Annotated in this window: 24 protein-coding genes; 15 read left to right on the top strand and 9 right to left on the bottom strand. The window is 67.1% G+C overall.

Features of this window, described 5'->3' with window-relative positions:
* Nucleotides 1-6: 6 nt before the first annotated feature.
* The 3 genes from ACFWCF_RS12245 (at nucleotide 7) to ACFWCF_RS12235 (ending at nucleotide 2,304) form a co-directional block, all read left to right on the top strand.
* Nucleotides 7-969: a helix-turn-helix transcriptional regulator gene (locus ACFWCF_RS12245; RefSeq protein ID WP_378561357.1), complete on the top strand. Its 963-nt coding sequence runs from the start codon at nucleotides 7-9 to the stop codon at nucleotides 967-969.
* A 108-nt stretch (nucleotides 970-1,077) separates the two neighbouring features.
* A complete protein-coding gene (locus ACFWCF_RS12240; protein WP_378561354.1) occupies nucleotides 1,078-1,518 on the top strand; it encodes an OsmC family peroxiredoxin in 441 nt (146 codons plus the stop codon).
* Nucleotides 1,519-1,578: 60 nt separating this feature from the next.
* Nucleotides 1,579-2,304 (top strand): DsbA family protein, encoded by a 726-nt coding sequence (locus ACFWCF_RS12235; RefSeq protein WP_378561351.1) that lies wholly within the window; start codon nucleotides 1,579-1,581, stop codon nucleotides 2,302-2,304.
* Between the two features lie 9 nt (nucleotides 2,305-2,313).
* Here ACFWCF_RS12235 and ACFWCF_RS12230 read toward each other — a convergent pair whose 3' ends face one another.
* Nucleotides 2,314-3,213, bottom strand: coding sequence for a helix-turn-helix domain-containing protein (locus tag ACFWCF_RS12230; RefSeq protein WP_378561348.1), 900 nt, complete (start codon nucleotides 3,211-3,213; stop codon nucleotides 2,314-2,316).
* A gap of 34 nt (nucleotides 3,214-3,247) precedes the next feature.
* On the opposite strand from ACFWCF_RS12230, the gene ACFWCF_RS12225 reads away from it, so the two are divergent.
* Complete coding sequence (locus ACFWCF_RS12225; protein WP_378561345.1) at nucleotides 3,248-3,649, top strand: nuclear transport factor 2 family protein; 402 nt, start codon at nucleotides 3,248-3,250, stop codon at nucleotides 3,647-3,649.
* Here ACFWCF_RS12225 and ACFWCF_RS12220 read toward each other — a convergent pair.
* Together ACFWCF_RS12220 and ACFWCF_RS12215 are read right to left on the bottom strand one after the other, a co-directional pair.
* Complete coding sequence (locus ACFWCF_RS12220) at nucleotides 3,640-4,161, bottom strand: DUF1990 family protein (RefSeq protein ID WP_378561342.1); 522 nt, start codon at nucleotides 4,159-4,161, stop codon at nucleotides 3,640-3,642. The two genes, ACFWCF_RS12225 and ACFWCF_RS12220, sit on opposite strands and share 10 nt — an antisense overlap.
* Nucleotides 4,161-4,466, bottom strand: coding sequence for an antibiotic biosynthesis monooxygenase (locus tag ACFWCF_RS12215; RefSeq protein ID WP_054713867.1), 306 nt, complete (start codon nucleotides 4,464-4,466; stop codon nucleotides 4,161-4,163). Before ACFWCF_RS12215 ends, ACFWCF_RS12220 begins: the two co-directional genes overlap by 1 nt.
* 33 nt (nucleotides 4,467-4,499) lie before the next feature.
* Here ACFWCF_RS12215 and ACFWCF_RS12210 point away from each other — a divergent pair, with 33 nt between their 5' ends.
* A complete protein-coding gene (locus ACFWCF_RS12210) occupies nucleotides 4,500-5,237 on the top strand; it encodes an alpha/beta fold hydrolase (RefSeq protein ID WP_378561338.1) in 738 nt (245 codons plus the stop codon).
* Between the two features lie 16 nt (nucleotides 5,238-5,253).
* On the opposite strand, the gene ACFWCF_RS12205 is transcribed toward ACFWCF_RS12210, so the two are convergent.
* On the bottom strand, nucleotides 5,254-6,135 hold the full coding sequence (locus tag ACFWCF_RS12205; protein WP_378561335.1) for an A/G-specific adenine glycosylase: 882 nt from the start codon (nucleotides 6,133-6,135) through the stop codon (nucleotides 5,254-5,256).
* A 95-nt stretch (nucleotides 6,136-6,230) separates the two neighbouring features.
* On the opposite strand from ACFWCF_RS12205, the gene ACFWCF_RS12200 reads away from it, so the two are divergent.
* The gene (locus ACFWCF_RS12200; protein WP_378489102.1) at nucleotides 6,231-6,857 is read left to right on the top strand and encodes a carbonic anhydrase; all 627 of its coding nucleotides are present in this window, start codon (nucleotides 6,231-6,233) and stop codon (nucleotides 6,855-6,857) included.
* Nucleotides 6,858-6,914: 57 nt separating this feature from the next.
* Complete coding sequence (locus ACFWCF_RS12195; RefSeq protein WP_378561332.1) at nucleotides 6,915-7,685, top strand: hypothetical protein; 771 nt, start codon at nucleotides 6,915-6,917, stop codon at nucleotides 7,683-7,685.
* A gap of 22 nt (nucleotides 7,686-7,707) precedes the next feature.
* On the opposite strand, the gene disA is transcribed toward ACFWCF_RS12195, so the two are convergent.
* Nucleotides 7,708-8,790 carry a DNA integrity scanning diadenylate cyclase DisA gene (gene disA, locus ACFWCF_RS12190; RefSeq protein WP_378561329.1) on the bottom strand — a complete coding sequence of 361 codons (1,083 nt, stop codon included), beginning with the start codon at nucleotides 8,788-8,790 and terminating at the stop codon, nucleotides 7,708-7,710.
* A gap of 96 nt (nucleotides 8,791-8,886) precedes the next feature.
* Between disA and ACFWCF_RS12185 the strand changes: the two genes are divergently transcribed.
* Nucleotides 8,887-9,447 carry a PaaI family thioesterase gene (locus tag ACFWCF_RS12185; protein ID WP_378561326.1) on the top strand — a complete coding sequence of 187 codons (561 nt, stop codon included), beginning with the start codon at nucleotides 8,887-8,889 and terminating at the stop codon, nucleotides 9,445-9,447.
* A gap of 5 nt (nucleotides 9,448-9,452) precedes the next feature.
* Here ACFWCF_RS12185 and dinB read toward each other — a convergent pair whose 3' ends face one another.
* Complete coding sequence (gene dinB / locus ACFWCF_RS12180; protein ID WP_378561323.1) at nucleotides 9,453-10,700, bottom strand: DNA polymerase IV; 1,248 nt, start codon at nucleotides 10,698-10,700, stop codon at nucleotides 9,453-9,455.
* A 72-nt stretch (nucleotides 10,701-10,772) separates the two neighbouring features.
* On the opposite strand from dinB, the gene ACFWCF_RS12175 reads away from it, so the two are divergent.
* On the top strand, nucleotides 10,773-11,579 hold the full coding sequence (locus tag ACFWCF_RS12175) for a crotonase/enoyl-CoA hydratase family protein (protein WP_378561319.1): 807 nt from the start codon (nucleotides 10,773-10,775) through the stop codon (nucleotides 11,577-11,579).
* On the opposite strand, the gene radA is transcribed toward ACFWCF_RS12175, so the two are convergent.
* Both radA and ACFWCF_RS12165 read right to left on the bottom strand, forming a co-directional pair.
* Nucleotides 11,563-12,951 carry a DNA repair protein RadA gene (radA, locus tag ACFWCF_RS12170; protein ID WP_378561316.1) on the bottom strand — a complete coding sequence of 463 codons (1,389 nt, stop codon included), beginning with the start codon at nucleotides 12,949-12,951 and terminating at the stop codon, nucleotides 11,563-11,565. The two genes, ACFWCF_RS12175 and radA, sit on opposite strands and share 17 nt — an antisense overlap.
* A gap of 99 nt (nucleotides 12,952-13,050) precedes the next feature.
* Nucleotides 13,051-13,680: a hypothetical protein gene (locus tag ACFWCF_RS12165; RefSeq protein WP_378561313.1), complete on the bottom strand. Its 630-nt coding sequence runs from the start codon at nucleotides 13,678-13,680 to the stop codon at nucleotides 13,051-13,053.
* 274 nt (nucleotides 13,681-13,954) lie between these two features.
* On the opposite strand from ACFWCF_RS12165, the gene ACFWCF_RS12160 reads away from it, so the two are divergent.
* The 6 genes from ACFWCF_RS12160 to ACFWCF_RS12135 all read left to right on the top strand — a co-directional run bounded on the left by ACFWCF_RS12160 (nucleotide 13,955) and on the right by ACFWCF_RS12135 (nucleotide 18,594).
* Nucleotides 13,955-14,443 (top strand): CarD family transcriptional regulator, encoded by a 489-nt coding sequence (locus ACFWCF_RS12160; RefSeq protein ID WP_378561310.1) that lies wholly within the window; start codon nucleotides 13,955-13,957, stop codon nucleotides 14,441-14,443.
* A gap of 38 nt (nucleotides 14,444-14,481) precedes the next feature.
* Nucleotides 14,482-15,198: a 2-C-methyl-D-erythritol 4-phosphate cytidylyltransferase gene (gene ispD / locus ACFWCF_RS12155; RefSeq protein ID WP_378561490.1), complete on the top strand. Its 717-nt coding sequence runs from the start codon at nucleotides 14,482-14,484 to the stop codon at nucleotides 15,196-15,198.
* Nucleotides 15,199-15,204: 6 nt separating this feature from the next.
* A complete protein-coding gene (gene ispF / locus ACFWCF_RS12150; protein WP_378489093.1) occupies nucleotides 15,205-15,681 on the top strand; it encodes a 2-C-methyl-D-erythritol 2,4-cyclodiphosphate synthase in 477 nt (158 codons plus the stop codon).
* A gap of 11 nt (nucleotides 15,682-15,692) precedes the next feature.
* On the top strand, nucleotides 15,693-17,087 hold the full coding sequence (cysS, locus tag ACFWCF_RS12145) for a cysteine--tRNA ligase (protein ID WP_378489092.1): 1,395 nt from the start codon (nucleotides 15,693-15,695) through the stop codon (nucleotides 17,085-17,087).
* Nucleotides 17,087-18,046 carry a 23S rRNA (guanosine(2251)-2'-O)-methyltransferase RlmB gene (rlmB, locus tag ACFWCF_RS12140; protein WP_378489091.1) on the top strand — a complete coding sequence of 320 codons (960 nt, stop codon included), beginning with the start codon at nucleotides 17,087-17,089 and terminating at the stop codon, nucleotides 18,044-18,046. Before cysS ends, rlmB begins: the two co-directional genes overlap by 1 nt.
* A gap of 80 nt (nucleotides 18,047-18,126) precedes the next feature.
* Complete coding sequence (locus ACFWCF_RS12135) at nucleotides 18,127-18,594, top strand: hypothetical protein (protein WP_378561307.1); 468 nt, start codon at nucleotides 18,127-18,129, stop codon at nucleotides 18,592-18,594.
* Here ACFWCF_RS12135 and ACFWCF_RS12130 read toward each other — a convergent pair.
* Nucleotides 18,483-19,343, bottom strand: coding sequence for a biotin-dependent carboxyltransferase family protein (locus ACFWCF_RS12130; protein WP_378561304.1), 861 nt, complete (start codon nucleotides 19,341-19,343; stop codon nucleotides 18,483-18,485). The genes ACFWCF_RS12135 and ACFWCF_RS12130 overlap by 112 nt on opposite strands.
* Between the last annotated feature and the right edge of the window lie 34 nt (nucleotides 19,344-19,377).

The raw sequence follows: 19,377 nt of genomic DNA, 5'->3' as shown, positions 1-19,377 counted from the left end.
TCGGTGATGCGCGCTGAACGACTGCTGTCGCTGGTGTTGATGCTCAGAAACCGGGGGAGGATGACCGCCCCGGCGATCGCCCGCGAACTCGAAGTATCGGTGCGGACGGTCCTGCGCGACGTCGAGGCGCTGTCGTCGGCCGGTATTCCGGTGTATGCAGAACGCGGCCCCCACGGAGGGTTTGCGTTGCTCCCTGGATTCACCACCGACCTCACCGGGCTGACGGTCGACGAGGCAACCGCGTTGCTCGCCGCGAGTACCTCCGCTGATCCGTCTGCCCTCGGCATGGCGCCCGCGTTCGCCGCCGCGATGCGGAAGGTCACCGATGCACTGCCCGAGGCGGGGCGCACGGCGGCGATCCGGGCATCGGAACGGCTCCTGGTCACCGGGTCCGGATGGATCACGGAGGCTCCGGTCGATCCGAACCCCCGCCGGGTGCAGCAAGCGGTGTTCGACGGCATCCGCCTACGAATCCGGTACCGCCCGCGCGGACGGGACTCCGGGTGGCGGACCGTCGACCCGATCGGTCTCGTCAGTGCTGCTGGGCGGTGGTACCTGGTGGCCGTGCACCGCGGCGAGGAACGTACATACCGGCTCTCGCGTATCGGCGAAGTGAAGGTGCTGGACGTGCCTGCCGAGCGCCCCGCCGCCGTCGACCTCGCCGAGATCTGGAATCGCACGCGCGCACGATTCCGTGCGGGAATGCCCACCGTCTCCGCGACCGTGCGGGTACGCGAGAGCCGCCGAGAGGAACTCGCTGCGGTCGCAATCTCCCTCGTCGAGTGTCATGTGGACGGCTGTCATACCGACGGTGAGGGGTGGTGCTGCGCCGAGGTGGAATTCGGCGGTTCAAGTCATGCAGGAGCGGTGATGTGGCAACTCGGTGACGACGCCGAACTCCTGTCGCCGCCCGAACTACGCGACGAGATCCGCACGAAGGCGCTGCGGCTTTCGGCGCGTCACGGATGACCGGGCGGTGCACCTTTCGTCGATTGTCCGCGAACAGGAGACCGAGGTGCAGTCGACGGCGTAGGTTCGGGCAGGACTGTAGTTTCGGGCCAGATGGAGGGAATCACTATGCCGACACGGAGCGCACGGACCGCATGGAACGGCGGACTCGAAGACGGCTCGGGTCAGGTCGAACTGACCAGCTCGGGGCGCGGCACATTCGATGTGTCGTTCCCGAAGCGAGCCGCCGATAACGCCGACGGTACGACGAGCCCCGAGGAGTTGATCGCCGCGGCCCACTCGACATGTTTCGCGATGCAGTTGTCCGCAGTGATCGCGGAAGCCGGCGGTACCCCACAGAGCCTCGAGGTCAATGCCGATGTGTCGCTCGGACCGCACCCCGAGAGCGGGTTCCGGCTCACCGAGATCAAGCTGACGGTCCGCGGTGAGGTCGAGGGCCTCGACGCCGCAGGTTTCGCGAAAGCAGCGGAGACCGCGAAGGAGACCTGCCCGGTGAGCCGGGCGCTGACAGGTGTCCCGATCACGCTCGACGCCGCGCTCGAATCCTGACCGAGAGCTCGGAGACGGTGGCCGGGGAACAACCCCGGCCACGACGTCGTTGATCGAGCCGTGACCTCACCTGCCGGAACCGTGCCTCCCACCGCCCACGTCGAAATCTGGTCCGACATCGCATGCCCGTGGTGCTACATCGGCAAGCGCAGATTCTCGGATGCACTCGCTGACTTCCCGCAGCGCGACCGGGTCTCGGTGACGTGGCGGTCGTACCAGCTTGCGCCCGACACCCCGGCGGGACTGCGGAAGCCCGAGATCGAGGCGCTGGTCGAGATGAAGGGGATGCCCGCCGAGCAGGTGCGGCAGATGTTCGCCCAGGTGGCCGGGTCCGCCGCGCAGGTCGGGCTGGACATCGACTTCGACACGGTGATCGCGGCGAACACCTTCGACGCGCACCGGCTGCTGCACATCGCCGGCGACAAACGCGAAGATCTGCTCGAGGCGTTGTTCCGCGCGCATTTCGTCGACGGCGAGGTCGTCGACGATCGCGACGCGCTGGTGCGTATCGCCGTCTCGGTGGGACTGGATGCAGATCAGGTCCGCGCGGATCTCGATTCCGGCGCCGCTGCAGACTCCGTGCGCGCCGATCTCCTCGAAGCCCGGCAGTTGGGTGTCACGGGCGTTCCGTTCTTCGTCGCCAACCGCGCGGTCGCGGTGTCGGGTGCGCAGCCGAAGGACGTGTTCGTCGCATTGCTCGAACGTGCGGTTTCCGACGCCGACAGTGTGGAGCCCATTTCCGCCGAGGATGCCGACGGGTGCGAGGGAAACACCTGCGCGGTGTGAGCGCGTACGTCACATCGATCGGAGAATGCTCGCGGTTGCCGCGTCGGCGGGAAAGAATGTTTCGATCGCGATCTCGTCGAGTGTCACATCGTGCGGGGACCCGAAGACGGTCATCGTGTAGAGCAGGGCGAGCTCGCCGCGGGCCGACGCGAATACGAGAGGCATCGCGAGATCGTTCGAGACAGTGTGGATGTCGGACTGTCCTTCCGGCACCGGGTATCCTGCGAGTTCGTCGCGCAGCTCGGCAATCTCCGGCATCGCCGTGTGCGACAGGTGGCGCTCGACCCGTCGCAGGATGTGGGCCCGCCACGGCACGAAGTTGCGAATGGCCGGCGCCAGACCTTCCGGGTGGAGCGTCGCCCGCAGGACGTTGATGGGCGGTTCGAGCAGATGGGGTGCAATCCCTGTGAGCAGACCGTGTGCAGGTGTGTTCGCCGCGAGGAGTTCCCAGCGGGCGTTCACGGCCATCGCAGGATTCGGCTCGTGTCCTGTGAGCACTGCTTTCACCGCATCGTGCGCGGCTCCCAGATCCTCGAGCGGATGCTCGGGATGAGCCGGAGCGTAGCCCGCCGCGAGGTACAGCCGATTGCGTTCACGGAGCGGAATCTCGAGCTCTTCCGACAATCGTTCGATCACTCCGCGGCCGGGTACGGATCGGCCGGTCTCGACGTAGCTGAGATGGCGGGTCGACAGGTCGGCGGCGATCGACAGCTCGAGCTGGGAGCGTCCGCGCTTTTCCCGCCATGACTTCAGCAGCTGTCCGACATCGTCTGTACGTGTTGCGGGGTCTGTACGTGTTGCGGGGTGGGCAGCCATGTCTCCACGATCCGCGACGGCGCGCGGTGCGGCAATGACCTCCGACGTCATCGACTTGCCGCACTCGGGTGGAGCAGGCTCGAAGAGTCGCACAACTTCGCGACCACGATCCCCACAGGAGGGCGACATGACCGATACGAAGAATCTAGAAGGAACCGACATTGCGGCAGCAGTCGAGCGGTATGTGCGATTCTGGAATTCGGGTGCCGACGACGTACTCACCCGCGACACGTGGTCCGACGACGTCGAATATTGCGCGCCGGTCGGTGTGCTCCGCGGTCCCGCCGCGCTCGTCGACTTCCGGAGACAGTTCGGCGAGCACATGAGCGGCTACGAATTCCGGCGTCGCCGTGAACCTGATCTCCATCACGATCGGGCGCGTGTGGCCTGGGAGCTGATCACTCCCGATGCGGATCCGTTCGCCACGGGCACCGACGTCCTGGTTGTGAACGACCGAGGCCGGGTGTGCGGCGTGACGACATTTCTGGACCGGGCTCCGGAAGGTTTCGATTCGCACGCTCATGTCTGACCGGCGACGATCCCGTCGAGATAGCGCCGAGTGATCCGATGCTGCACCAGGCGGCCGAGCGGACCCGCGATCCGGGTGTACCAGCGTGCCGGGCGGGAGAAGGCCGTGATTCGGGCGGTGACGCGTCCGTCGGTGTCGCGTTCGACGACGAAGGTCTCTTCGCCGCTCTCGGGGTGCCCGGTCAGCGTTCCGTACGAGAAACCTCGACGACCGGGTTCGTCGATGACGTCGACCACCCGGCACCACGCAGCCGAGCGGATCGGCCCGACGCCCCATTCGAGACACACGTCGACTCCGGGAGCGGGCGTCGGGGTCCCGGGCGCGACTCGGATGCCGGCTGCGCGGTGCATGTGCCAGCCGAACAATCGTGCGACGGCAGCATCGAAAATGCGGTCACCACAGCCGATTTCTCGCTCGATCGTGAAGTACCGATAGCCGGCCGGGGGAGAGCCCCGGCCGGCGCCGACATCGGGATAGGTGAACTCGCGCCCGGACTCACCGGGCACGGGCATCAGGACTTCTTGACGTCGAGGACGACCTCGAACTCGAGCAGCGATGCGCCCGACGCAACAGGCTTCTTTGCCTCGCCCGCATGGGCTGCGCGGGCATCGCCGTCGCGCCATGCAGCGAAGTCCTCTTCGGTCTCCCACTGGGTGACGACGAAGTAGCGGGTCTCGCCCGCCGTCGGGCGAAGGAGCTGGAATCCGAGGAAACCCTTGGAGTTGTCGACGGTGTGCGCGCGATTGGCGAACCGCTTCTCGAGTTCGGGGCCTGCGCCCTCGGGGATTTCGATTGCGTTGATCTTCACGACTGCCATGCGCGCGAGCTTACTCCGCTACCTTGGGCGATTGTGTTGCACGACGAGGGTGGTAGCGGACGTCCGATCCTGCTGTTGCACGGATTGATGGGAAGCGCGCGTACGTGGCGCCGCCACGTGCCGTGGCTACGAGAGCACGGGCACGTCCACACCTTCGATGCGGCGGGGCACGGACGCCTTGCGCCCGCGGAGTTGACCACTGACGCGTTCGTCGCGGATCTGATGTCCCATCTCGACAGGTTCGACGAACCACTCGTGGTCATCGGGCATTCGATGGGCGCCCTGCACGCGTGGTGCCTCGCCGCGGCACATCCCGACCTGGTGGCGGCACTGGTGCTCGAAGACATGGCCCCGGACTTCCGCGGTCGTACGGCAGCGGACTGGGCCGCGATGATCGAGCAGTGGCCGCAGCCGTTTCCGACCGAGCAGGCGATGATCGACTTTTTCGGTCCGGTGGCCGGACAGTACTTCCTCGATTCGTTCGAACGCCGCGACGACGGCTGGTATCTGCACGGCGAGGTCGCGACGTTCCGTGACATCTCGGAGGAATGGGGCACCCGCCACTTCTGGGACGAGTGGCGCTCGACCTGTGTGCCCGCGCTGCTCATCGAGGGCGAGTTCACCATCACCCCGGAAGGACAGATGCGAGAGATGGCCGATCAGCCGGGCGCCGAGTACGTGCGTATCGCAGGCGCCGGACATCTCGTTCACGACGACAGACCCGACGAATACCGCGCAGAAGTGGAACGGTTCCTGAAGGCCCTCGACTGACACGCCGGGCTCTCGATCAACGAGCGCCTTCCCCGGCGAGGGCGAAGCGCCCGTCGTCGGTCTGTTCGACGAGTCCGTCGACGAGCAGCGAGTGCAGTGCTCGGTCGCGCTGTCCGGTGTCAATGAGCCACACCTGATCGAGTACCGGACGCTCGACGGGTGTGTCGCTGTCGCGGAGCACGGCCATCAGTTTTCCGCGGACCTGGCGGTCGGTGCCTGCGAACTTCTGCACTCGCCGGGGCGGGCCGTCGTGGGCCGGCCGGCCGGCCTGAACCCAGGCGCATTCGGGTAGCGGGCACCGGCCACAATCCGGGTTCCGCGCGGTGCATACCGTAGCGCCGAGTTCCATCAGCGCGGCCGAGAACGTCGCGGCTCGCGCGCGAGTGCGAGGCAACAATTCCTCGACATCTGCGAGGTCCCTTCGGGTGGAAGGATTCCCGGGTTCTGCATTGCCGTGGACGGCCCGTGCGACGACGCGCCGCACGTTGGTATCGACCACCGGAACACGCTGCCCGTACGCGAAGCATGCGACCGCCCGCGCCGTGTACTCGCCGACCCCGGGCAGAGACAGCAGGACGTCGACGTCGTCGGGGACCCGATCGTCGTGCTCGGCAGCGAGGACCCCGGCGCATTCGTGCAGGCGCAGCGCCCGGCGCGGATATCCGAGCTTGCCCCACGCCCGCAGCACCTCGGCCTGATTCGACGCAGCCATCGCGGAGGGAACCGGCCAGCGCCGCACCCACTCCTCCCAGATCGGTGCGACCCGCACGACGGGAGTCTGCTGCAACATGACCTCCGACATCAGGATCTGCCAGCCCGTCACGCCCTCGTGGCGCCACGGAAGATCCCGTGCCTCGGCGGCGTACCACCGCAGCAATGTGGCGGTATCGACCGGCATCTCTCGTCTCCTTCAGTCGCAGCAGGCGGTGTTGTTCACCGGGCGGGAACATATCCGCGTGAGTCCGGTCATCAGCGCGGGTGAATAATGTGCCTATGCCGAACTCGAATCCCATCTCAGCCTGGAAGGCCCTGACCGAGGGTAATCAGCGATTTGTCAGCAACACCCCGCTGCACCCCAGCCAGGGCATCGACCGCCGCGCGGAGCTCGTCAACGGTCAGAACCCCACGGCCGTTCTCTTCGGATGCGGCGACTCCCGGGTTGCCGCCGAGATCATCTTCGATCAGGGGCTAGGCGACATGTTCGTCGTCCGCACCGCGGGCCACGTCATCGACAGTTCCGTGCTGGGTTCGATCGAGTACGCCGTCGAGATCCTCGATGTGCCCCTCATCGTCGTGCTCGGCCACGACAGCTGCGGTGCGGTCGGTGCGACGCTCGAAGCACTCGACGGCGGTGAGGTTCCGTCGGGCTTCATCCGCAGCATCGTCGAGCGGGTCGCTCCGTCGATTCTCCTCGGACGTCACGAAGGCCTCTCCACGGTCGACGAACTCGAGGCTCGTCACGTGGTGGAAACCGGCAAGGTGCTCAACGAACGATCACGGATCATCGCCGAGCGTATCGCCGACGGTCGGTGCGCTGTCGTGGGCGTGACCTACAAGCTCGACGACGGTCACGTTCAGCTGCAAGGCCACATCGGCGACATCGGTGTGACCTCGGACTGACGCGACACGCCGACGATCATGTGGCTATCGTCCGAGCTGGGACATACCGTGTGAAGCGTGCTTGAACCCAACGGCCCACTTCCCCCCGAGATCTACCGGCGTCGCCGCGTTCTTGCGATCGTCGTTGCGGTGGTCGTGCTGGCGTTGGTGATCTGGGCAGTTCTGGCCTTCACCAGCGGTGATGATCCGGAAACGGAACCTACCGCCTCCGAGACCACGATGTCCGAGACCACCACGACCGCACCGGACGGCGCCGGCGTAGAAGCCGGAGCCGAGACCGGCTCGGGCGTCGCCGGTTCGGGTGGTAGCTCGGGCGATGCCGGATCCTCTGGGGAGAACGACGCGGACTCCTCCGCGTCGTCCTCGACCTCGGGTGCTGCCGAGTCGGGCCCGGGGGCGGGCACCACCCCGGCCTCGGCATCGACGGCTCCCGGGCAGTGTTCCGATCAATCGCTCGCAGTGCGGGTGACGGCAGGCGAGCCGAACTACCAGGTCGGGACCGAGCCCGAGTTCACGATCGTCATCACCAATATCGGGACTGCCGCGTGCGAACGTGATCTCGGTGCAGGACTCCAGCAGGTTCTCGTGTACACCCTCGACGGCAACAACCGGGTGTGGGCGAACACCGATTGCTTTCCCGACTCGACCGCCGACCTGCGTTCGCTCGCGCCCGGCGATCAGGCGGCGTTCACGGTGCAGTGGTCGGGCACGACGTCCGAGCCCGGATGTGAGGCACCGAGGGAGCCGGTCGGGCCGGGTGCGTACACGGTCGTCGGGCAGCTCGGCGGCCTGCGCAGCTCGCCGGAGCCGTTCAACGTCACAGCGTGAGTCGGGCACGGCGTCGTCGGCGCTAGTCGTAGTGGGTGATCGACGCCTCGGCCAGGCGTGAGAGTCCTTCGCGGATGTACCGAGCCCACAGGGCGCCGATTCCTTCGACGGCCTGAAGATCCGCGGCTGTCGCGGCGAGGAGACCCTGCAGGGTTCCGAAGGCGCTCACCAGCCGATCGATCTGACGGGCCCGTAGCCGCGGCACGCGGTTGAGGACGCGGTATCCGCGCGGGCTCATTGCAGTGTCGAGTGCTTCGATGGTGTTCGGGTATCCGAATGCCCGCGCGAGCGTCGTGAGGTCCAGCAGATCGACGTCGGTCAGGCATCCCAGCGCATCGAGCGCCTGCTCCACGTCGAGGACCGACGGGGAATCGGTTCCCGCCAGGTAGTCCAGCACGAGCAATTGCCGGGCGAGTTGATTGTCGCCGACGAGTTCTTCGAGTTGCAGTGCGAGCTGTCGCCCGTCGGTTCCGAGCTCGAGCACGTCCTGCTCGATTTCCACCGACAGGCGATGCATCATCTCGAGGCGCTGCGCGACGGTGAGCGCATCACGCAGGGTCACGATGTCTTCGATCTCCACCACCGAGAGCTGTCGGGTGACCTCGTCGAGACGGGCCTTGTATCGCTCGAGTGTCGCGACGGCCTGGTTGGCGCGGGAGAGGATCATCGCCGAGTCGTCGATGACGTGCCTGCGTCCCTCGACGTACACGCTGACGATGCTCATCGACTGGCTCACCGAGACCACCGGATATCCGGTCTCGATGGCGGTGCGTTCGGCAGCGCGATGCCGGGTCCCGGATTCGACGGTGGGAATGCGGTGGTCGGGCACGAGCTGCACGTTCGCGCGCACGATCCGGGTGCCGTCGGTGGACACCACCACCGCGCCGTCCATCTTCGACAGTTCGCGGAGCCGGGTGGGGGCGAATTCGACATCGAGTTCGAAGCCGCCGTCGCAGATCGATGCGACGTGCTCGTCGAAGCCGAGCACGATGAGCCCACCCGTTCGGCCTCGCAGAATGCGTTCGAGCCCGTCTCGCAGAGCTGTGCCGGGTGCCAGGCGCGCGATCGTCTCGTTCAACGTCGCCGCGGCGGCCGACTCGGTCATCTGCGAAGTCCTCCCTTGGCGGCGCATGCGGTTCTCGTCACATCGGCGCAGGCCACGGAAAAGCTGCAACCGAGCGCGCAACTACATTACTTGCTCATGAGTAGCCTCTGGACCTTGCCCGACGACCTCGTCGTTCCTGATCTTCGCGAGGATCATCCCGGTCCTGGTGCGCCGATACCGCAGCACTGGTCCAAGTGCCTCGGGTGCGGCGATGAACAGCCGACCGGCCTCGGGATGCAGTGCACGGTCGGTGAAGGACTGTCGGTGAAGGGCCGCTTCGAGGTGGCCACACGCTTCCAGGGCGGGCCAGGGTTCATCCACGGCGGCATCCTCATGACCGCGTTCGACGAGATCCAGGGTTTCGCCTGCAACGCTGTGTTGCGTACGGCCGTGGTCACCGGACATATGGGCACCGATTTCACGCGACCCATCCCGCTGGGTGCGCTCCTCGAGTTCACCGCCCGGGTCGACGGGACGGTGCGCCGCAAGGTGTACACGAGCGCCGACGTGCGCATCGTCGATGGTCCGTTTGCTGATCCGGACGTGATCGTCGGACGCTCCCACGGACTGTTCGTGATCGTCGGGCACGAGCATTTCGAGAAGGGAAAGGACTTCGCGGACGGACTGCCCGGCGCCGAGGACATCTCGTCGCTCTGAGGATCTCAATCCGGGAGCATCGGCACCCCGGGCCGGTTGTCGCGGCCCAGCAGCGTCGCCGACGTGAGCGACCCCGCTCCGAATCGGCTGTGGACGTCGTCGAGGACGGTGTCGAGGGCGTGCCTGTCGATCGGGCGGTGTGTCGGGGAGGTCTCGTCGGATGCCGGATCGCGTGACGGCACGGGTTCGTCGAAGGGCAGTTCGAGTTGCTCGGTGCCCTCGCCGTCCAGGTTCGTCACCGAAACACCGATGAGGGTGAGCCCTCCCTCCGTCACCAGCGGTCTCGCGGACTCCAGCAGGGCTCGCGCGGTGGTGCTCAGGACATCGGTGCGGGCGGTGGAGACACCGAGTGTGTGCGACCTCGTGGCACGCGTGTAGTCGGCGAACCGCAGCCGCAGCACCACGGTGCGACCGGTTCGGTGGGCTCGCCGCATCCGCCGGGCGACCTTGTCGACGAGGAGTTGCAGCGTCGCGTCGACCGACTCGATGCTGTGGGCTCCTCGGCCGAGCGCGTGCTGGGCTCCCATCGAGCGTCGACGTTGCCGTCGAACCGGCCGGGGGTCGTGTCCGGTTGCGAGCGCGTGCAGGTGTCGTCCCGTCGCCGGGCCCAGTAGCGCGGTGAGGTCGGATTCGGATTCGTTCGCGATGTCGGCCACCAGCCGCAGGCCGTGCGAGTGCAGGGTGGCTGCGGTGACCTTGCCGACGCCCCAGAGGCGTTCGACGGGCAGTGGGTGGAGGAACTCGAGCTCGCGGTCGGGTGGGACGACGAGCAGCCCGTCGGGTTTCGCGACACCGCTCGCGACCTTCGCCAGGAACTTGGTCCGGGCGACACCGACGGTGATCGGCAGGCCGACTTCGGCCATGACCGTGGCGCGCAGTCGCGCTGCGATCTCATCCGGCTCGCCCGAGATGCGCCGCAGACCCGACACGTCGAGGAAGGCCTCGTCGATGGAGATCCCTTCGACGAGTGGCGTGACCCGATCGAAGATCGCGAACACCTCTTTCGAGGCGCGCGAATAGGCGTCCATGCGCGGCGGTACCGAGATCACGTGCGGGCACAGGGCGCGCGCTCCACGGCCCGGCATGGGTGTCGTGATTCCGTAGGCCTTCGCCTCGTAGCTCGCGGCCAGGACGACTCCGCCGCCGACCACCACGGGTTTGCCTCGCAGCCACGGATCGTCGCGCTGCTCGACCGACGCGTAGAACGCGTCGAGGTCGGCGTGGAGGATCGTTGCTCGAGCGGACACGAACATATGTTCGCATGCGGGTCCGACAGAATGACCGATGCGACAGAACAGGCGCGGCGGCGGTGCTAGAAACGACACATGCCCGTCTCCGACGCCGGTGCCCCCGACGTCGTCGTCGAACGCGACGGCGCCGTCACCACGATCGTGCTCAACCGTCCCGACCGCAGGAACGCCGTGGACGGGCCGATGGCCGTGCAACTTCGCGAGGCCTTCGAACAGTTCGACGCCGACGACGAGCAACGTGTCGCGGTGCTCTGGGGCGCCGGTGGTCATTTCTGCGCCGGTGCCGACCTCACCGCGGTCGGCGATCCGCAGCGGCGGCACGAACTGGACCCGCAGGGCGGCGGAACCGGTCCGATGGGACCCTCCCGGATAGCGCTGACAAAACCGCTCATTGCGGCGGTGAGCGGCTACGCGGTCGCCGGGGGGCTCGAACTCGCGCTCCTCGCAGACCTGCGGGTGTGCGAAGCCGACGCGGTCTTCGGGGTGTTCTGCCGACGCTGGGGTGTGCCGCTCATCGACGGCGGCACGGTGCGGCTGCCGCGGATCATCGGCCAGGGGAGAGCCCTCGACATGATCCTCACGGGCCGTGCGGTGGAGGCAGCCGAAGCCCTGTCGTCCGGCCTTGTCAACCGCGTCGTCGAGGCGGGGACGTCACTTGCTGCAGCGCGGGAGATCGCGCAGCAACTGGCTGCATTCCCGCAGGAATGCATGTCTGTGGACCGGGCATCGGCGTACCGGTCGTTCGACCTGCCGCTCGACGACGCCTTGCGCGCCGAGGGCGCCCACGGTGTGCCGATCGTCGAACGGGAAGGTGTCGACGGTGCCGCGCGGTTCGCGTCCGGGGAGGGCAGGCACGGCACCTCGGTCAGCCGATGGTCATGAGGGCCTGTCCGAGATTCGTCACCTCGTGGACCTTCATGTCGGTGGGGGCGCCGTCGGTGTTGCGGGGGACCACACCGCGGGTGAACCCGAGACGGTGGGCTTCCGTGAGTCGTCGACCGGCCCCGGCCACGCGTCGGACCTCGCCCGCCAGTCCGACCTCTCCGAGGAGGACGGTGCCGGGCGGGACCGGCTGATCTCGCACCGCGGACACGATGGCGAGCGCCAACGCGAGGTCGGCGGACGGGTCGGTGATCCGCATGCCGCCGACAGTCGACGCGTATACGTCGCACTTCCCGAGATTGCGGATGTTGCAGCGCCGTTCGAGCACGGCGAGGACCATTGCGACGCGCGCCGAGTCCAGGCCGCTCACCGCGCGCCGGGGTGACGGATTCTGGGTGTGGACCACGAGTGCCTGCACCTCTCCGAGCAGTGGGCGTTTGCCGTCCATGGTGACGGTCACCGCGGTGCCCGAGACTTCTTCGTTCCGATGCTGGAGGAACAATCCCGACGGGTCGGATACCTCGACGATGCCGCCTTCGGTGAGTTCGAAGCAGCCCACCTCTTCGGCCGCTCCGAACCGGTTCTTGATGCCGCGCACCATTCGCAGCGTCGAATGCTTGTCTCCTTCGAAGTGCAGCACGACGTCGACGAGATGCTCGAGCGAGCGTGGACCCGCGACCGCGCCGTCCTTGGTGACGTGACCGATCAGCAGCACCGGGATGCCGCTCGCCTTCGCGAGTGAGGTCAGGGCGCTGGTGACGGCCTTGACCTGGGTGACACCGCCCGACACGCCGTCCACGTCGGCGGCGAGCATCGTCTGCACCGAGTCGACGACGAGCAGCGTCGGTTTGACCTGCTCGACGTGGCCGAAGATCGTTGCCAGATCGGATTCGGCGGCCAGATACACCCGTTCGTGTACGGACCCGGTGCGGTCGGCGCGGAGCCTGACCTGGCCGGCGGATTCCTCGCCCGTCACATACAGCGACCGGTCGTCGGCGCCGCGCTGAGCCCAGCGGTGCACGACTTCGAGGAGCAGCGTCGACTTGCCGACACCCGGCTCACCTGCGAGCAGGACGACGGATCCGGGCACGATCCCGCCGCCGAGGACTCGGTCGAGTTCGGAGATGCCGGTGGACTTGGCCGCGGTTTCCTTGCTGTCGATCCGGGTCAGGGGAGTGGCCGGGGTGGTGGGCAGTACTGCCGCGGCGCCCGCGCGAGCGAGCGAGGTACCCGGACGCGAGGCGACGGCTGCGGGCTGCACCGGCGCTTCGTCCAGCGATCCCCACGTTCCGCATTCCGGACAGCGTCCGACCCACTTGGCGACGGTGTGCGAACAGTCGGAGCAGCGATAGATCGTTTTGGTTCTGGCCACGGCCGGAGGATATGCGAAGGCGGTGACAGAACGCGGATGGCCCGGACGAGGATGTTCTCGTCCGGGCCATCCGGTGTGGTGCGTGGGAGCCGTGTCGGCTCAGTGGGTGTCGCCGATGATCGGGGACATCTCCGATTCGTTGCGCTCGAGCAGGGGCCCTGCGTCGACCGGGACGGACAGGGTCACGTCGCCGGCTTCCTCGAAGGAGAAGGTGAGGGGGATCGTCAGGCCGGGCCGGACACCCTCCTTCAGGTCGACCAGTTCGACGGTCTCGACGCCGGCGGGCACGATGGGGGTGTCCTCGGGCGAGGTGGGCTGCGGTGATTCGTCGACGGACTCGACGAGCTTTGCGGTCTCCGGGGAGACGCCTGCGATGACGGAGCCCTGTGCCGGGATCTCGATGTTGTCTGCGCCGGTCACCGAACCTGCGTAGTCGGTCTCGATGCCGGTGAGCACGTCGTCGCGGTAGCCGTCGAGATTCGCGATGGTGAAGCCCAGCAGAGCGGTGCCGCCCGGCTCGATGCTGTACTCCTCGGAATCCGGGTAGATGATGTGCACATTGCGCAACGCAAGGGAGCCGGCGTCCGTGTTGGTGCCGTTGATCGCAGCCACCTGCTCGGAGGTCTGGGTGATCTGACCAGCGCTGCACGCGGACAGCGCCAGCGTCGCCCCCGCGGCCAGTGCGACAGCGGTTGCGACTCGACGAGTCGGCGTGTTGAGAGCAGTCACTTTTCCTCCACTCGGGGTTGGCCTCGCAATCCACTAGGCAGAGTAGTAGTTGCCCCGCGAGGAGTGCGCGTCGGGTCATCGATATTGCCATTTTGTGCACGACAACGGGCCATAACGCCGCGTCAGAGCTGGTGTGTCGCACATCACCGAATGCACGTAACCGGTTGCCTGTCAAGCCCTGCGCTCGCGTGTCGATGCCCCTGACCTGCGCAGTTGATGAGAGCGCGATGTGGTCACGTGTTAAACTCGAAGAATCGAAAGGGGCACGGGACACATGATTTTCAAGGTCGGAGACACCGTCGTATACCCCCATCACGGTGCGGCGCTGATCGAAGCAATCGAAACACGCACCATCAAGGGGGAGCAGAAGGAATATCTGGTTCTGAAAGTCGCGCAGGGCGACCTCACAGTGCGGGTACCTGCTGAGAATGCAGAATACGTCGGAGTTCGCGACGTAGTGGGGCAAGAAGGCCTCGACAAGGTTTTCCAGGTGCTGCGCGCACCGCATACAGAAGAACCGACCAACTGGTCACGGCGATACAAGGCCAATATCGAGAAGTTGGCCTCCGGAGATGTGAACAAGGTTGCCGAAGTAGTACGCGACCTGTGGCGCCGGGAACAGGACCGTGGCCTTTCTGCTGGTGAGAAGCGAATGCTGGCGAAGGCTCGGCAGATTCTCGTGGGTGAGCTCGCGCTCGCCGAGGGAACTGACCAGGTGAGGGCAGACAGCATGCTCGACGAGGTTCTCGCCGCCGCATCCTGATCGGCGACGCGACGCTCGAATCAAGAGAAGTGAATCGAATACAGCAAGTACACGATCGCCGCGGGCCGGTCGTCGGAATCATTCCGGCGGCCGGCCGCGGCGTCCGTCTGGGGGAAGCACTCCCCAAGGCATTCGTCGAACTCGGCGGGCGCACGATGCTCGACCGGGCCGTCGAATCGATGCTCGGCTCCGGCGCGGTCGACCGCGTCGTGGTGGTGGCGCCCCCCGAGCTCGCTGCCACACCTCCGGCGGAGCTCGTACTCGAGGAGTACGCCGATCGGGTCGTGATCACTGCGGGCGGTGCGGAACGCGCCGACTCCGTACGAGCCGGCCTGAAGGCCGCACCCGACGCGCAGTTCGTGCTCGTGCACGACGCCGCGCGGGCGCTGACTCCACCGGCATTGTTCACCAGGGTGGTCGACGAACTGCGCGCAGGACGACGCGCGGTGATCCCAGTCCTGCCGGTCGCCGACACCATCAAGAGCGTCGACTCGGGCGGTGCCGTCACCGGCACCCCGGAACGCGCGACGCTGCGGGCGGTGCAGACGCCGCAGGGGTTCGATGCGGACCTGCTGGACCGGGCCAATCGCGATACGGGCGACGCGACCGACGACGCCGGTCTCGTCGAAAGGCTCGGCGAGTCCGTGCAGACCGTGGCGGGCGACCCACTCGCCTTCAAGATCACCACACCGTTGGATCTGGTGCTGGCACGAGCGCTGCTCGAGGCCGCCGCCCGGACCGAAGAGGGGAACTGAACACACGTGCGTGTCGGAATAGGAACAGACGTGCACCCGGTGGAGCCGGGGCGCCCGTGCTGGATTGCCGGTCTGCTGTTCGACGATGCGGACGGCTGTTCGGGACACTCCGACGGCGATGTCGCCGCGCACGCGTTGTGTGATGCGCTGCTGTCGGCCGCCGGTCTGGGCGACCTGGGGTCGGTGTTCGGGACGGATCGGCCCGAGATGGCGGGCGCCTCGGGAGCCTCGATGCTCGTCGAGGTGCGGCGGTTGCTGGCCGAGCAGGGCTGGGCCGTCGGCAACGCAGCGGTGCAGGTGATCGGAAACCGTCCGAAGATCGGTCCGCGTCGCGACGAGGCGGTGCGCGTGCTGTCCGATCTGCTCGGCGCGCCCGTGTCGGTGTCCGCCACGACCACCGACGGCCTCGGGCTGACCGGCCGCGGAGAAGGTGTGGCGGCTATCGCTACCGCACTCGTATTACCTGACATCGATCAACGGTAGGATGGTCTGTCGTGACTTTGCGCCTTTTCGACACCGAAACACGAGCCGTGCGGGATTTCGAACCGCTGGTGCCCGGACATGCCTCGGTGTACCTGTGTGGCGCCACTGTTCAGGGTGAGCCGCACATCGGCCACGTGCGCAGCGGCGTCGCATTCGACGTGCTGCGACGGTGGCTTGCAGGGAAAGGCCTCGATGTCGCGTTTGTGAGAAACGTCACAGACATCGACGACAAGATTCTCCGCAAGGCCGGCGACGCAGGCCGTCCCTGGTGGGAGTGGAAGACGACGTACGAGCGCGCCTTCACTCGCGCCTACGACGCGCTCGGTGTGTTGCCGCCCTCCGTGGAGCCGCGCGCGACCGGACACATCACCCAGATGGTCGACCTCATGCAGCGTCTCATCGACGCGGGTCATGCGTACGCATCCGACGGCAACGTCTACTTCGACGTGATGAGCTTCCCCGAGTACGGCGCGTTGTCGGGTCACAAACTCGACGACGTCCACCAGGGTGAGAGCGCCGGACAGGGCAAGCGCGACCCCCGCGACTTCACGCTGTGGAAGGCGGAGAAGCCGGGCGAACCGTCGTGGCCGACTCCGTGGGGGCGCGGCCGCCCGGGCTGGCATCTCGAATGTTCCGCGATGGCCGAGTTCTACCTCGGCTCTACTTTCGACATCCACTGCGGCGGTATGGATCTGGTGTTCCCGCACCACGAGAACGAGATCGCGCAGGCCCGCGCCGCGGGCGACGGCTTCGCTCGCTACTGGCTGCATAACGGCTGGGTGACCATGGGCGGCGAGAAGATGTCCAAGTCGCTCGGTAACGTGCTGTCCATCCCCAACGTCCTCACCCAGGTGCGGGCCCAGGAGCTGCGTTACTACCTGGGCAGCGCCCACTACAGGTCGATGCTCGAATACTCCGACACGGCGCTGGCCGAGGCCGCCGCGGCCTACCGCGGACTCGAGTCGTTCGTGCTCAAGACACGCGATCGGGCCGGTGACGTTCCCGTCGGAACGTGGACCGACGCGTTCGCCGAAGCACTCGACGACGATCTCGGGGTGCCCAAGGCGCTCGCCGAGATCCACGGCAGGCGCAGCGAGGGCAACAAGGCACTCGACAACGGAGACCTGGCCGAAGCGGTGCGCATCGCTTCCCAGGTCCGTGCGATGCTTTCCGTCCTCGGCGTCGACCCACTCGATGCACACTGGCAGGAGAGCTCCGGCGACGAGTCGGGTGCGCTCGCCGCCCTCGATGTGCTGGTGGGAGCAGAACTCGATCGTCGACAGAGCGCCCGCGCCGAGAAGAACTGGGCGGTCGCCGACGAAGTACGTGACCGGCTGACAGCGGCGGGGATCGAAGTAACGGATACGCCGAACGGACCCGAGTGGTCCCTGAAAGCAGGGCAGTGATGGCAGGCAATTCCCAGCGTCGCGGAGCAATCCGCAAGGGCGGAACGAAGAAAGGTCAGGTCGTCGGCTCGGGCGGTCAGCGCCGTCGCGGACTCGAAGCCCGCGGAGCGACCCCGAAAGCCGAGGAACGTTCGTACCATCCCGCTGCACGGCGCGCCCGTGCAGCGGCGAAAACCGCCGACACCCGCGGTCGTCGCCCGGGTGGACGCAAGCCCGAGGACGGGCCCGAAATGGTTCTCGGCCGCAACCCCGTTGTCGAGTGTCTGCGGGCAGAAGTACCCGCGACCGCGCTCTACGTCGCGGTCGGCGCGGAAGCCGACGATCGGCTCAAGGAATCCGTGCAGCGGGCCGCCGACATCGGTATCTCGATCCTCGAAGTACCGCGCGCAGAACTCGACCGGCTCAGCGCCAACGGCATGCATCAGGGCATCGGTCTTCAGGTGCCGCCGTACCGGTACATGCATCCCGACGACCTGATCGTGCGCGCCAAGGAGAGGCACGAGAGGCCCTTGCTGGTGGCGCTCGACAACATCTCCGATCCGCGTAACCTCGGCGCGATCATTCGTTCGGTGGCCGCGTTCGGTGGTCACGGCGTCGTGATTCCGCAGCGTCGCAGCGCATCGGTCACCGCCGTCGCATGGCGTACCAGCGCGGGTGCTGCCGCGCGGCTCCCGGTCGCGCGGGCAACCAACCTGACCCGCACGCTCAAGGACTGGCAGTCCCAGGGTGTTCGCGTCGTCGGGCTCGATGCAGGCGGCGACACCGATCTCGACGATTTCGACGGCACCGATCCCGTGGTCGTCGTGGTCGGATCCGAGGGCAAGGGACTCTCGCGGCTCGTCCGCGAGACCTGCGACTCGATCCTGTCCATCCAGATGGCCGGCGACGTGGAATCACTCAACGCGTCGGTGGCGGCAGGCGTCGTGCTCGCCGACATCGCGCGCCGTCGTCGTTCCTGAATTTTCGGCGCTCGCACGGGAACCGATCGGGCCCCCGCTGCGTCTGTATCGGTAGGACCGGACGGAAGCGGGGGCAACGAGTGGCATACACAACGGCGTTCGACGGGCGATTCGAGATCACACCGCCGTTGAACCGGCAGGAGATCGATTTCCTCACCCGGTTCGCGGGATCTGCGAGCGGTCCTCACAACGCGGGCCGCGACGGTCTGCCCACCCGCGGGCGGCCATTGTCGTGGTGTCAGTGGGTCCCGACCGGTGACGGCAGCGCCCTCGAGTGGGACGGCGACCAGGTCTTCTATCGCTACACCGAATGGCTGGAGTACCTGATCGCCGCGTTGCTCGCGCCTCGCGGCCACGTGATGTCCGGAATCGTGGAGGTACGCACGAGCGCCGGCGACTTCGGCCGGATCACTGTGCGTGACAACGAAGTCGACGCTCAGATCAGTCGGACGAACCGCACACGCCGACCCGGCCGGAGCTGCGCCGCCGTGGGAAGGTCCGCTGTTCTCACTACGGCGATCACCGGATATCCGCCGGTGACGGGATGATCCGCGAGGAACAACACCGGGTGCCCCTCCGGCGGCACCTGAATCGAACCCGCAACCATGCCCTCGCTGGGAAGTTCGTCGTGGCGTGAGCGGTGCAGGGGGCCGGGGCCGCGGAACCTGATCCCCACCCGATCGAGTTGCGGTGTCACCGTCCACGGTTCGTGCAGGAGTGCCCGGACCGAGGCGGGAGTGAACCAGTCGTCGCGGGGACCGATCCGCACACGGAGTTCGACGGGATCGCCGACCGGGGCGGGCGGCGGAATCTGCTCCTCACTCGGGAGTGTCTCCGAGAGCGCACCCACCAGCAATCGATCGCCGGCGCGCACAGGCGCGGGGCCGGTACCCGACAACGTGTCGGTCGAGCGGCTTCCCAGCACCTCCGGAACGTCGATGCCGCCGCGGACCGCCAGATACGACCGCAATCCCTCGGCCGGAATACCGACCGAGACGACGTCCTGATCGCGGAGCAGCACTCTCGCGTAGTCGCCCACCGTGCGGCCGTTGACCGTCACGTCGACCCGGGCCCCGGTGATCGCGATGATCGTGTCGCCGACACTGCGGACGGAGAGCCCGCCGGTCATTTCGAGTGTGGCGGCATCCGGGTGATTGCCGACGAGCCTGTTTGCGGCGTCGTGCGCCGTGCGGTCGGCAGCACCGGATCCGGTCACGCCGTCGGTCCCGTGTCCGATGCGCCCGTGATCCTGCACGGTCGTGAAGATGCCACCGATGACGACCTCGAGCCATGCCATGGACCCATCGTCTCGCACACCGCGGTCGGGCGCG

Origin of the sequence: Rhodococcus sp. NPDC060090, from assembly GCF_042729855.1 — a bacterium.
Classification (GTDB): domain Bacteria; phylum Actinomycetota; class Actinomycetes; order Mycobacteriales; family Mycobacteriaceae; genus Rhodococcus.
Note: the sequence above shows the minus strand (reverse complement) of the source record. Positions and strands in the feature narration are given on the sequence as shown.